Raw genomic sequence first — 13,511 nt, 5'->3', positions numbered from 1 at the left:
ACGCCACGCCGACCTCTATCGCGCTTTCCTCACAATCGCCGCCGCCATCATCGCTTTCAGGGCCCGCACGAGGTTTTGTTAGGCGCTCTAAGCCGATCGTCGTCGCTCATCACCGCTTAGCGGAATTTGCCGTATCTGGATGGCCCGCGATGATCGATGCGATCGGTGACGTCTCCCGCCGGTTGGAATCCCAGGCGCATGGGAAAGCGGCCAGTGCGGCGGTCGCAACCGCGATGATGATGGAGCGCATCGGCATCTCCTTTGTCTTGGGTTTGAGGCATGCCCTGGGGGCCAGCCATCCATGGGCTTTCCGGCCATGAACAAGCCGGACGCCGGCGGGGCGGGCCTCGGCGGCATTGATGGTTCAAGTCGGCCTGGCGCTGCGCTTCGGACTAGCCGAAGGTGAAGGCATAGGCATCGACGCCGGGATCGAGGAAGCGGATCTCGAAGCGGCGCTCGCGGACCTCGCCCGTTTGGCGCACCAGCTGGTAGAGCCGTGTTTCCGAGACCGTGCCGATGCCGTCCACCGCGATGTCGGCGCCGTGGTCCGCTCCCGGTGGCTCGCCGTCAAGGCTCACGCGGAAGCGAACCGGGCGGCCGTCGGTGCCGGGGCCCAGCACGAGGTGCAGGTCGCGCGCACTAAAGCGGATTGTGATGCCACCATCCGGTGCATTCAGCGTCGCGCGCTCGGCACCCACCGTCCAGTTGCCGGAGAGACCCCAGTGGTCAAGGCGCGGCGTTCCCGGCGTGTAGTCGCGAGGTTGGTTCGCGCCGACCTTTTCCGGCGAGACGAAGCCGGTCGCCTGCTCATAGCCGAGATAGGTCTCGCGCGAGCGAAGCCGGGCGAGATCCGGTGCCGGGAGCCTGCGGCGACACCAGCCCGCCATCGGTGCGGCGATTGCCCGCGGCCTCGGCCAGCAGGTCCTGAATCACGCGCTCCGAGCGTGCATAGCCACCCTCGCCGAACTGGTGATGCCGGATGCGTCCTTCGCTGTCGATAAAGTAGAGCGCCGGCCAATATGAGTTGCGGAAGGCGTTCCAGATCCGATGGTTGCTGTCCACTGCCACCGGGTAGGAAATGTCGAAGTCACGGACGGCCCCCTTCACGTTGTCGAGCTGATTCTCGAAGGCGAATTCCGGGGAGTGCACGCCGATGACGACTAGTCCCTGATCCTTGTATTTCTCGGCCCAAGCCCGGATGTAGGGCAGGGTGCGGATACAGTTGATGCAGGAATAGGTCCAGAAATCAATCAGCACCACCTTGCCGCGTAGGGCCGCCGCGTTCAGGGGCTCGGAGTTCAGCCACGCCCTGGCGCCGTCGAGAGACGGTAGCTCTCCCTCGATCGGCAGGGAGCTGCGATAGGCGAGAGGAGCCCCCGCCGGGGCATTGATGTCGCTGCTGGCGAGGCTGGTGGTGTCGCGGGAAGGCGGGGTACTGAAACCGTTGAGCAATGCCTGCTCGATCCCGGCCGTGCCGGCGTAGGACAACCGCGCCAGCCCGCCGGTATCAAGGCCGAGGGCGATGACGGCCACGCTGGCCAGCACCGCAAAGCCTAATGCCCGCCGGATGTGCTCCCCGGTGCCGAGTACGCGCTTCATCGCCGCTAGCACGCGCCCGCTCGCCAGCACGGCGAGAGCGAGTGAGGTGGCTGCGCCCATGGCGTAGGCAGCCAGTAGCAGCGTGGTTTCGAGGTTTACGCCCTTTAGAGCCGCGCCGGTGAGGATCAGTCCCAGGATCGGTCCGGCGCAGGGCGTCCATAAAAGGCCGGTCGCGGCGCCGAGCAGCAGCGAAGCGCCGACGCCGGCTCCATCCGCCGGCACCTTCCGCGTCAGCCGGTCACCGAGCTCGACGAGCGGAGCCGAGACGATGGCCGCCACCGTCGGCGAGATCAGCGTCAGGCCGAACAGCGCCAGCAGCGCCACCGCCGCAGCGCGGCCGATCTCATTGGCCTGGATCGCCCAGCTGCCACCGACATAGGCGAGCGTGGCGACGGCTGCGAAGGTCGCCGCCATGCCAATCAGCATCGGCAGCACGCCACGCAGAAACGGCGTGCCCACGCGTGCAAATACGAAAGGCAGGACAGGCAGGATGCAGGGGCTGACGATGGTCAGCACACCCGCGAGATAGCAAACGATGAGCAGGGTCATGGCCGATCCTCTCGAACACGGCTAGCGCCGGGCAGGCGCCAGTCGGTTGGAATGTCTGGCATCTGAGAGGCGCGACGTATCTGCGATGTATTGCGGCCGGCAGGAAATGTATCGGTGTGTAGGGGCGACACAGCGAGGCGGGCTCCGTCATCCGTCGGTGTCAGACGTTGGCACTCCGGTCATCCTGTCGGGCTGCGTATCCGCAAGCGCGCCTGATACGTTGGGGTACAAATTGGCGAGCGCTCGCCGTCATGCGCCTCGCTATAACGGTCCGAAACAATCTGGCGGATCGCGATGGACCATATAGACCACATATTGATCATCGACGACGACCGCGAGATCAGGGATCTGGTCTCCGCCTATCTGAAGAAGAACGGCCTGCGCGTCACCGTCGCGGCGGATGGGCGGCAGATGCGGAGCTTTCTCGAGGCCGATCGCGTCGATCTTGTCGTGCTCGATGTCATGATGCCGGGCGATGACGGACTGGTGCTCTGCCGGGAACTGCGCGCCGGCAGGCACAAGGCGACTCCGGTGCTGATGCTCACCGCCCGCACCGACGAAACCGACCGCATCGTTGGGCTCGAAATGGGTGCCGACGACTATCTCGCCAAGCCGTTCGCGGCGCGTGAGCTGCTCGCCCGCATCAAGGCCGTGCTCCGTCGCACGCGGATGCTGCCGCCGAACCTGACCGTGACCGAGATTGGGCAACTGCTCACCTTCGGCGACTGGCAGCTCGACACCACCGCCCGCCATCTGCTCGACAAGCAGGGCACCGTGGTGGCACTGAGCGGCGCCGAGTATCGACTGCTGCGGGTGTTTCTCGACCACCCCCAGCGGGTGCTGTCGCGTGACCAACTGCTCAACCTCACGCAGGGGCGGGAGGCAGAACTGTTCGAGCGCTCCATCGACCTCCTGGTCAGCCGGGTACGCCAGCGCCTGCGGGATGATGCCCGCGAGCCGGGCTATATCAAAACCGTGCGCAGCGAGGGCTATGTGCTGGCCATGCCGGTCGAGATAACCACGGCGCGGCAATGAGCTGGCTGCGCCGCCTGCGCGCGCTGCTGCACCTGCCGCGCACGCTGCGCTGGCGGCTGTTTCTTATCCTGTATGCCGGCCTGGCGGCGGCGCATGTGCTGTCTTTTGCCGCGCTGTTCGCCGAGCGCACCATGAGCGCCAAGGCGACGATGCTGACGACGCTGGAATATGATGTCGCGACCTCGATCGCCCTGCTCGACCGCCTGCCGGAGGCGGAGCGTGCGCAATGGCTGCCGATGCTCGCGCGGCGGAACTATCGCTACGAGCTCGGCCCCGGTCTGCCCGGCCGGCCGGAATTCAGCGCCCGCGCTACCGAGATCGCGGACACCATCAACGCCGCGGTGGGGAGCCGCTTTCCGGTCCGGGTCGACAACATTCCCGGCGAACGCGAGCATCTTCAAGCGCATGTCACCCTGAGCGACGGAGCGCAGGTGACGATCGACATCCTGCCGCAATTGATGCCGCTGGCGAGTTGGCTGCCTTATGTGCTTGCCGCCCAACTTCTATTGCTGCTGCTGTTCACTTGGCTCGCCGTTCGCCTTGCCATCCGGCCCCTGCTGCGTTTTGCCAATGCGGCGGAAGCGCTGGATCCGAGCAGGATGGCCAGCCGGCTTGCCGAAGGCGGCCCGACGGAAGTGGCCTATGCCGCACGCGCCTTCAACGCCATGCGCGACCGGATCGCCCATTATCTGGAGGAGCGTGTCCAGATCCTCGCCGCCATCTCGCACGATCTGCAGACACCGATCACTCGCATGAAGCTGCGGGCGGAGATCGCCGAGGACAGCCCGGAAAAGGACAAGCTGATCGCCGACCTTTCCGAGATCGAGCGACTGGTGTGCGAAGGCGTCGCCTATGCACGCAGCGTTCATGGCCATCAGGAGGCGCCGCGTCGTATCGACGTCGGCGCGTTCGTCGACAGTCTCGCCTTTGATTATGCCGACACCGGCAAGCCTGTGAAATCGGTCAGCCTGCCCGATTTGGTGACGACGACGCGGCCGCATGCCCTAAGACGCATCCTTACCAATCTCGTGGACAACGCTCTGAAATTCGGCGGCACGGCGGAAATTCGCGCCGAGTGGGCCGGCGACGGCGCGGTAAACATCACGGTGCTCGACGACGGGCCGGGCATTCCCGCCGATAAGCTCGATGCAGTACTACAACCCTTCTACCGGCTGGAGGGATCACGCAACCGCGAGACCGGCGGAACCGGCCTCGGCCTTGCCATCGCTCACCAGTTGACGATGGCGATTGGGGGCGGGTTGGTGTTGGCCAATCGTCCGGAGGGAGGGCTCTCCGCACAGATCCGTCTCAGTGATGGGTAATTGTTTCAGGCACAGGAATATGAGGTCGTATGTGGGCCGCTTGGTCTGCCCATGACGACCCCTGCGGTTGTCGAGGACCGAACAGCAGTTCCTTCAAGTCGACCGCTTGACCCTTGGCTTCGAGTTTGGGGGCCTGCTTCTTCGTGGCTTCAAACAGCCATGCGCACATCGGCGCCAGATAATTGCGGAAGATATCGGGCGTCGGGAGGTTGCCGGCGACGTTGCGGAGGGCGCCGACCAGATCGAAGATCGCCTGGATGTTGGAGTGGTGACCTATAGAGGCCGCACATCGGCCGCGCCTACTTCCATATGCCGCGCATGCGAGCACCGAGGTCGATGCGCGCATAAGCCTCGATGTCGCGCTCATAGGCGGTCAGCACCTGCTTTTCCTCCAGCTCCGGCGCGATCTCGCCGAGGCCGAGCGCGGACGGAGTGCTTGAGGCCACAAGTCGGAATCCATATCTGGAATCGCCTATTGAGGAGCCTAAGGCATTTGGATTTCATCTTTCCTTAGTGCCCAGCGACAGGCTCCGCCGCGATCGCCGGACTCTCCGGATTTGGCGGTGTCCATCGCGACCGCAGCGTCACGAAGAAGACCGGAGTGAGGAATAGGCCGAAGAACGTCACGCCCAGCATGCCGAAAAACACCGCCGTCCCCAGCGCCTGACGCATCTCGGCGCCCGGGCCTGTCGCGATCATCAGCGGTAGGACGCCGAAGATGAAGGCGAAGGCGGTCATCAGGATCGGCCGCAGCCGGAGCCGGCAGGCTTCGACTGCGGATTCGACGGCGCTCTTGCCCGCCTCCTGCGCCTGCCGGGCGAACTCCACGATTAGGATGGCGTTCTTTGCCGCGAGGCCAACCAGCACGATCAGGCCGATCTGGGTCAGGATGTTGTTGTCCTGTCCGCGCCAATGCACGCCCAGCAGCGCTGCAAGGATCGCCAGCGGTACGATGAGGATGATTGCGACAGGCAGGGTCCAGCTTTCATACTGCGCCGCCAGCGCCAGGAAGACGAACACCACCGATAGGGCAAAGATGTAGTTCGCCGTATTGCCCGTGGTGGTCTCCTGATAGGCGAGCTCGGTCCACTGGAAGTCGGTTCCGGGCGGCAATGCGCCCGCCGCGAGCTGCTCCATGCTGGCCAGCGCGTCGCCGGTCGACGTGCCTGCCGCCGGCGTACCCTGCACCGGTACGGACACATACATATTGTAGTGCTGCACCAGCGTTGGGCCATTGGTGTCGCGGATGTCGACGAGCGTCCCCATGGGGACGAGGGCGCCGGAGGCCGAGCGCACCTTGAGGTTCAATATGTCTTCCCGCTCGCGCCGATATCTCTCATCCGCCGACGCCCGGACCTGATAGACGCGCCCGAACGCGTTGAAGTCGTTGACATAGGATGTGCCCAGATTGATCGACAGCGTGTCGAGAATGTCGGGAACGGACACATTCAGCTTCCGGGCCTTCTCGCGGTCTATGTCGATGAAGAACTGCGGCGAATTCGCCGAGAAGGTGGTGAAGACCCCGGTCAGACCCGGCGTCTGGTTTGCCTTAGCCGAGAGCTGATAGGCGAGGCCCAGCACCCGGCGCAGATCGGCGCTGTCGCGGTCAACCAGCTGCATCTTGAACCCGCCGCCATTGCCGATGCCGCGCACCGAGGGCGGCGGGATGGCGATGATGAACGCCTCCTGAATCGCCTGGAGACGCGCGTACATCTCGCCGATGATCTGGTTGGCGCTCTGATGGTGCTCCAGCCGATGCTCGAAGCTCTCGAACGGCGTGAAGATCACGCCGGCATTGGACGCATTGGTGAAGGTCGCCCCGTTGAAGCCGGAGAAGGCGACCGCATGCGCGACACCGGGCACCTCGTCGAGGATCGCCGTCGCGCGCTTGACCACCTCGTCGGTCCGCCCGAGAGCGGCGCCATCCGGCAGCTGGATGACGACGATGGCATAGCCCTGGTCACTGTTTGGGATGAACCCGCGCGGAACCAGCGTAACCATGAAGTAGGTCGCCCCGAGCAGACCCGCGAATACGGCGAGGACTGCCAGCCGGGCGGAGAGGGTGCGCACCAGATGCCGGACGACCCAGGCATAGCCATTGCTCACATGATCGAAGCCGGCGTTGAAGCCGTTGGCCAGGCCCGAGAACGCCCGCGAGACGATGTTGCGCGATTTCGCGCCATGGTCATGAGGCTTGAGCACGAGCGCCGCCAGCGCCGGGGACAACGTCAGCGAATTGAACGCCGAGATGGCCGTCGCGATGGAGATCGTCACCGCGAACTGCCGGTAGAACTGGCCAGTGATGCCCGGCACGAAGGCGCTCGGCACGAAGACCGCAATAAGCACCAGCGAGATGGCGACGACCGCCGTGCCGACCTCGTTCATCGTGACGCGGGATGCTTCCTTCGGCGTCATGCCGAGCGAGAGATTGCGCTCGACATTCTCGACGACCACGATCGCGTCGTCGACGACGATGCCGATCGCCAGCACCAGACCGAAGAGCGTCAGCAGGTTCAGCGAGAAGTCGAACGCCAGCAGAAAGGCGAAGGTGCCGACGAGCGAGACCGGAATGGCGATGATCGGGATCAGCGCCGTGCGCCAGGACTGCAGGAACACCAGCACGACGATGGCGACGAGGAGAGCCGCCTCGCCAATGGTCCGGTACACCTCGTCGATCGAGGCGGAGATGAATTCGGTCGGGTTGTAGACGATCTGGTAGGCGAGACCCTCGGGAAACGATGCTGAGGCCTTCTTCATCAGCGCGCGGATCTCATCCGCCGTCGCCAGCGCGTTGGTGCCCGGCCGCGAGAACACCGCGATCGCCACCGCCGAATTGCCGTCGAGATAGCTGTTGGTCACATAGTCCTTGGCGCCGAGCTCGACGCGGGCCACATCCTGCAGCTGGACGATACGTCCGTCTGTCGTCGACTTGACCACGACATAGCGGAACTGGCGCGCATCCGAGAAGCGCCCCTGCGCGGTCACTGTGTACTGGAAGGCCTCGCCGGAATTGACCGGCGGAGCGCCGATCGAACCGCCGGACACCTGCACGTTCTGATCCCGCAGCGACTGGACGACATCGGCCGCTGTCATGCCGAGCGCGGCGAGCTTCTCCGGATCGAGCCAGACCCGCACTGAATATTCGCGCTCGCCGAATAGGGTGACGTCGCCGACGCCGTCCAGGCGCACGAGGTCGTCGCGGATGCGGTTGCGCGCATAGTTGGAGATATAGAGTTGGTCGTAACGCGCGCTCGGCGAGAACAGGTGGACCACCATCAAGATGTCCGGCGAACTCTTGACGGTGGTGATGCCGAGGCGCCGAACCTCTTCGGGAAGGCGGGGCTCGGCGATGGCGACGCGGTTCTGGACAAGCACCTGCGCTTTGTCGAGGTCGGTGCCGAGCTTGAACGTCACCGTCAGGCTCATGGCGCCGTCCGCGCTCGAATAGGAAGACATGTAGAGCATGTCCTCGACGCCGTTCACCTCCTGCTCGATCGGCGTGGCGACGGTTTTGGCGATCGTCTCGGGATCGGCGCCGGGATAGGAGGTGCGGATGACAATGGTCGGCGGCGCAATTTCTGGATATTGCGAAACTGGCAGCTGGAAATAGGCGATGCTGCCGCTGAGGAGCAGCAGGATCGAGAGCACCGCCGCGAAGATCGGCCGATCGATGAAGAAATGCGAGAACCTCACGGCGCCACCCCCACCATCGGATTGCCGCCTGACTGCTCTTCATAGCTCCGCGGGAGTTCGACCAGCTGCGGCGAGACCTTGGTGCCGGGCCGCCCCCGCAGCAGGCCGTTGATGATGATGGTTTCGTCACCCTTCAGTCCGTCGCGGACCACGCGGTAGCCGTAGAGCCGCGGGCCGGGACGGATCGGCTGTGTCGACACCGTACCGTCTGCGGCCACGACATGGACGACACGCTGGTTCTGGTCGGAACTGATGGCTTCGTCGGGAATGAGGATTGCGGTGTAGCGGTTCGACGCTTCGACCTGCGCGCGGCCGAACAGGCCGGGCTGCAGCACCATCGACCCGTTCGGGAACCTGGCGCGCACACGCATCGTGCCGGTCGCGTTGTCGAAACGGTTCTCGGCAAAATTGAGCTCGCCGACAAATACGCCTTCCCTGGAGTCGGCAATCTGCACGCGCACTTTCACGGAGTCGTCGCCCTGCTGCAGGTCGGCTTTCCGCTCCCGTGCGGTACGGGCAAAGTTCAGCAAGCGACGCTCGTCGACGTCGAAGTAGAAGTCGATGGGGTCGAGCGAGACGACTGTGGTGAGAACCGTGCTGTCCGCCTCCACAAGGCTCCCGATGGACAGGAGCTTGCGGTCGACCCGGCCGGAGATGGGCGCGACGATCTTCGTATATTCCAGATCGAGCGCAGCCCTGTCAGCCGTCGCCTGCGCGCCGCGGACGCTGGCCTGTGCGGAGACCAGATCGCGCCGCCTGTCATCCAGCGTCGATATCGACCCGGAACCACTCTGGGCGAGGGACTCGGCGCGCTTGTACTGCGCCTCGGCGAGCGTCAGGGTCGATTTGGCGACTTCCAGCGCCGAATTCGCCTGCTCGAGCGACGTGTTGAACGGGCGTTGGTCTATGACGAATAGGACGTCGCCCTTCTTCACGATGGCGCCGTCCCTAAAGCGGATTTCGTCGAGATAGCCGCCGACGCGCGCGCGGATCGCCACCTCATCCACGGCCTCGAAGCGGCCGATGAATTCGTCGTTCTCCACGACTTCACGCATCACTGGTCTGGCAACCGTGACGACGGGCGCCGACTGCGCGCGTGCTTCCGCGCCGGGGGCGATGCTGGAGATAGCAGCTATTCCAGCTACCAATAGGCTTCTGATATGCAGCCGGGAATTCCGATGCCGCGAGCGAGAATTTTGAACGGATACGCAATTCGTCGCCCGCATCGTTTCAGCCTTTTACGTATCAGATTTTGCTTGCAGAAAGCGTGGCACGGCAATCCGGAAGGTAAATCGAGCAGGAATTTCTGGCGCACCTGCCAGTTTATTTTCCATTCCTCGCGTCAAGAGGTTTTCAAAGATGCACGTCCATCGGGTTAGGGTTCGCAGCATTATCTGCTGCGGTATGCCGAACGGTGTGCTGCCGGATCGTCGAGATAGACGTCCGAACCCCGCGTGAACCAGGTTGGGCGATCATCTGCCGCAAGAGGCGGCCCTTGGGCAACGCGATCCGGCAGTGACGTGCTCCCCTGAGTTCCTGCCACGGATAAGTTGGGTCCTTCGATCAGGAGAAGGATCATGGGGCGGAGCCGTTTCAGCGAGGAGCAGATCATCTTGGTGCTGAAGGAGCACGAGGCGGGGATGAAGACCGCCGACGTGTGCCGCAAGCACGGGATCTCGGACGCCACCCTCTACAAGTGGAAGGCGAAGTACGGGGGCATGACGGCCTCCGAGACCGCCCGGCTTCGCACCCTCGAGGAGGAGAACCGGCGGCTGAAGAAGCTGTTGGCTGAGCAGATGCTCGACAATGCGGTGCTGAAGGATCTGCTCGGAAAAAACTGATCTCGCCTGTAGCACGGTTCGCAACGGTGAAGCGCGTGATCGACGATCACGGCTACTCGGAGCGCCGGGCCTGCAGGCTGATCGGGGTGGATCGGTCGAGCTTCCAGTACCAGCGCGCGGGGGATGGCGATGCTGCCGTTCGCACGCGCCTGCGCGAGCTTGCCAATGAGCGCCGTCGGTTCGGCTACCGGCGGCTGGCGATCCTGCTGAAGCGGGAGGGCGTGAGGATGAACCTGAAGAAGGTCTATCGCCTCTACCGGGAGGAACGGCTCGTGGTGCGTCGGCGTGGCGGGCGAAAGCGGGCGCTCGGCACCAGGGCGCCGGCAGCCGTCCCTCAGGGGGCGAACCAGCGCTGGAGCCTCGACTTCGTGTCCGATGCCCTGAACGACGGTCGCCGCTTCCGGGTGCTGAACATCGTCGACGACTTCACCCGCGAATGCCTGGCGGCGGTGGTCGACACCTCGCTCTCCGGCGCCCGCGTCGTGCGCGAACTCACTGAGGTCATCGTCCGCCGCGGCCGGCCCTGTATGATCGTCTCCGACAACGGCACCGATCTGGTCAGCCGGGCGATCCTCGGCTTCTGCGAGGACACCGCCATCGAATGGCACTACATCGCGCCGGGCAAGCCGATCCAGAATGCCTTTGTGGAGAGCTTCAACGGCCGCCTGCGCGACGAGTGCCTCAACGAGCACGCCTTCACCTCGCTTGCCGAGGCCCGGCGGATCATTGAGGCTTGGCGGATCGACTACAACACCGTCAGACCCCATACGAGCCTCGACGGCCTCTCGCCGTCGACGTTCGCCAGTCGGTCCCATAAGGACCAAAATCCAGCCGGGCCTAACTTATGACCGGCAGGAAAATGGGGGGCACGTCAGCAGGTCCGGGTTACCGAAGCCGCGCAACATGTCGATCCCTCTCTCCACCTCGACGAGATCAGGGTGAAGACACGGGATTTTCGGTGATGGGTGCCCTGCCGAGCTGCGCCGATCGAGCCCCACGATCCTTGCCGCTTGTGATCAGGCCGAAGGCTTTTGCAGTCTCACATGGCGAGCCTGCCGTTCAGCACGCGGGGCCTTTACCGCGGCGTCCCGACATTCCCGCCGATCACACCCACTGCTGCATCATCTGCGTCTTGGCCTGCGCGAGGGCCGCCAGCTGCACGCGCTGAGTATGCTGGCGGCCGAGGTCATGTTCGACGCGATGTGGCGCTACGGCCTGGGCGGCGGAACTTCGCGCCACTAAGGTCGGGCGCGCATGCCCGGTGAGCGTACCAGGCGCGCATTCTGTATAAAACCGCTCCGGAACGGCGCGCGGCGGGCTGACAGCAGAAGACCGCTCACGATAGCATGCTGCCCAATCGCCGGTTAGTCGAGGATGTCCGCATGGCGCAGCCTTGGGATCTGCTGAACTCCTGGACGACGGACAGGATCGAGAGCCTCAATCCGATCGTCGCGAGGGGGAACGGCCGGACGATTAACGGCACGCCCGCCGGCGACTGGATGCGCTCCGACGAACATTCTAACCTCACGCTCAAGGGCGGTGCCGGGGACGACGCCATCACGGCCGATGGCGGTGTCGGTGGCGTGTTCGACGGCGGCGCGGGCAACGACTATCTGAGCGCTGGTCGGGTCGGCGAATTCGAGGACTATCCGCAAAACAATGGCGGCAGATTCTACGGCGGCACCGGCGATGACGTGATGGACGGCAACGAAGCCACCAACGTCACCTTCCTCGGCGGCGACGGAAATGACGTGCTCAGCTCCGACCTAGCAAGCAACAGCAGCTTCTACGGCGAAGCCGGTGATGATTTTCTCTTCATCGATTCGCCCACGCGCCAGAACACCTACAATGGCGGCGTGGGGATCGATGCCGCCATGTTCTGGGAGACGCTCGATTCCTACACATTCAGGAAATACGGGCAGGAAATCTTCGTTGGCAATACGAAGATAACGGGTGTCGAATATTTCAGGTTCTACGATGTTGAGGCCAACCAATGGACGGAATATACCTTAGCTGAGGTGGTCCCGGACAACAGCGTTGCGGTCGAGCCGACCGGCAACCCTTATATCGACGCGCTGCTGCAAGGCAGCAAATGGATGTCTCCGGTCACCTATACCTTCCCCGGGGGCTGGTATGCGGAAGGCGACGGATCGGATGGAGACCCCCAGGGCCACATGCTGGCGATGCGTGGCGCCTACACCTACGTCAACGCCATCACTGGGCTCACCCTCACCGAAGTCACCCGTCAGGACGAGGAGGGCTATCCGCTTCCGGGCCTCAACACCGACATTCCCATCGTGATCCAGGAAGACTACCCGGAGATACGTGCCCCTGACGAGGGCGGCGGGGCCTTGTTCGACCCTAGTATGCCGTATCTCCATCAGCAATCCTATGCGGGCACCAAAGCCTATCTGTGGGACCTGCGCGTCGTCGCCCAGACGCTCGGCCTCCAATATGGCAGCGAAAGCGGGATGCTGTCGGACAAGGATGCACTCGAATACACCGTGATGAGCGAGATCTCCTATGTCGGCGGAGATTACGGTGACACCGTCGCCGACGGCGATTATCCGCAGACCTTCATGCAGCTCGACATATTGGCGCTGCAGACGCTCTACGGCGCCGACTACAGCTACAATAGCGGCGATACCGTCTATAAATGGAATGCGAATTCCGACGCCACCATCTTCCGCACCATTTGGGACGGCGGCGGGAACGACACCTACGATTTCTCGAACTATAGCGGCCGGATGAGGATCGACCTGTCGCCGGGCGGCGCCAGCATGTTCTCGCAGGCGCAATTGGCCGATCTCGACCAAGACGTCTATGCGAAGGGCAACATCTACAATGCGCTGCTGTTCGAGGGTAATCCGGCCTCGCTGATCGAGAACGCCATTGGCGGATCGGCGAATGACACACTGCGCGGCAACAGCGCCGACAACAGGCTGGACGGCGGCGCCGGTGCCGACACCATGACCGGCCTCACGGGCAATGACCGCTACGTGGTCGACAATGCCGGTGACGTCGTCGTCGAAGCGGCCGGCGAGGGCACCGACTTCGTGTTCGCCCGCGTCGACTACACGCTGGCGGCCAATGTCGAGAACGGCCAGCTGGGCGGCAGCAGCGATCTCGACATGAGCGGCAACGGCCTTGCCAACATCCTCAAGGGCAATGCCGGCGACAACGCGCTCAACGGCCTCGCGGGCAATGACGAGCTCTATGGCTCTTCCGGCAACGATCGTCTCGATGGCGGCACCGGCGCCGACCGGATGGTCGGCGGCTGGGGCGACGACCGCTACGTCGTCGACAATACCGGCGACGTGGTTGTCGAAGCCGCCAATGAAGGCCTCGACCGCGTCATCGTGCGGATCGCCGATTACGTGCTGCCGGCGCATGTGGAGGAGGCGTTCGCCGAGGAAGGCACGCTCGCCACCGATCTGCGGGGCAACGAGCTCGGCAATCTGCTGCGGGGCAA

The 13,511-nt window shown here is 64.0% G+C and carries 8 protein-coding genes and 1 pseudogene; 5 read left to right on the top strand and 4 right to left on the bottom strand.

What is annotated here, in order from left to right:
• Positions 1 to 320 (top strand): hypothetical protein (locus J2X65_RS26495; protein WP_310208379.1); only part of this gene is annotated, 320 nt, incomplete at its 5' end.
• A gap of 72 nt (positions 321 to 392) precedes the next feature.
• On the opposite strand, the pseudogene J2X65_RS26490 reads toward J2X65_RS26495, so the two are convergent.
• Positions 393 to 2,148 (bottom strand): annotated as a pseudogene (locus tag J2X65_RS26490) (cytochrome c biogenesis protein DipZ).
• A 294-nt stretch (positions 2,149 to 2,442) separates the two neighbouring features.
• On the opposite strand from J2X65_RS26490, the gene J2X65_RS26485 reads away from it, so the two are divergent.
• Together J2X65_RS26485 and J2X65_RS26480 are read left to right on the top strand one after the other, a co-directional pair.
• Positions 2,443 to 3,183: a response regulator gene (locus tag J2X65_RS26485; protein WP_310208376.1), complete on the top strand. Its 741-nt coding sequence runs from the start codon at positions 2,443 to 2,445 to the stop codon at positions 3,181 to 3,183.
• Positions 3,180 to 4,505, top strand: a complete 1,326-nt coding sequence (locus J2X65_RS26480) for an ATP-binding protein (RefSeq protein ID WP_310208372.1) — start codon at positions 3,180 to 3,182, stop codon at positions 4,503 to 4,505. Before J2X65_RS26485 ends, J2X65_RS26480 begins: the two co-directional genes overlap by 4 nt.
• A gap of 299 nt (positions 4,506 to 4,804) precedes the next feature.
• Here the strand turns inward: J2X65_RS26480 and J2X65_RS26475 are convergent, their stop codons facing one another.
• The 3 genes from J2X65_RS26475 to J2X65_RS26465 form a co-directional block, all read right to left on the bottom strand.
• Complete coding sequence (locus J2X65_RS26475) at positions 4,805 to 4,951, bottom strand: hypothetical protein (RefSeq protein WP_310208369.1); 147 nt, start codon at positions 4,949 to 4,951, stop codon at positions 4,805 to 4,807.
• 64 nt (positions 4,952 to 5,015) lie between these two features.
• Entirely contained in the window at positions 5,016 to 8,198 is a 3,183-nt protein-coding gene (locus tag J2X65_RS26470) for a multidrug efflux RND transporter permease subunit (protein ID WP_310208367.1), read from the bottom strand.
• The gene (locus tag J2X65_RS26465; RefSeq protein ID WP_310208382.1) at positions 8,195 to 9,334 is read right to left on the bottom strand and encodes an efflux RND transporter periplasmic adaptor subunit; all 1,140 of its coding nucleotides are present in this window, start codon (positions 9,332 to 9,334) and stop codon (positions 8,195 to 8,197) included. The genes J2X65_RS26470 and J2X65_RS26465 overlap by 4 nt, the downstream gene beginning before the upstream one ends.
• A gap of 441 nt (positions 9,335 to 9,775) precedes the next feature.
• Here J2X65_RS26465 and J2X65_RS26460 point away from each other — a divergent pair.
• Positions 9,776 to 10,887, top strand: a protein-coding gene (locus tag J2X65_RS26460) for an IS3 family transposase (protein WP_310208366.1) whose coding sequence is annotated in 2 segments (ribosomal slippage) — positions 9,776 to 10,031 and positions 10,031 to 10,887 — 1,113 coding nt in all. Because the reading frame shifts where the segments join, the coding sequence is not laid out codon by codon here.
• Between the two features lie 534 nt (positions 10,888 to 11,421).
• The coding region (locus tag J2X65_RS26455; protein WP_310208364.1) for a M10 family metallopeptidase C-terminal domain-containing protein at positions 11,422 to 13,511 on the top strand (2,090 nt) is incomplete at its 3' end.

Source organism: Ancylobacter sp. 3268, from assembly GCF_031456575.1.
Lineage (GTDB): Bacteria > Pseudomonadota > Alphaproteobacteria > Rhizobiales > Xanthobacteraceae > Ancylobacter.
The sequence above is the reverse complement of the archived record's forward strand: the minus strand, read 5'-3'. Positions and strand labels throughout refer to the sequence as shown.

What these genes read in the sequence shown, in the direction of transcription:
- J2X65_RS26480 (WP_310208372.1), top strand. Translation starts at nt 3,180, where the DNA reads ATGAGCTGGCTGCGCCGCCTGCGCGCGCTGCTGCACCTGCCGCGCACG.
- J2X65_RS26485 (WP_310208376.1), top strand. Translation starts at nt 2,443, where the DNA reads ATGGACCATATAGACCACATATTGATCATCGACGACGACCGCGAGATC.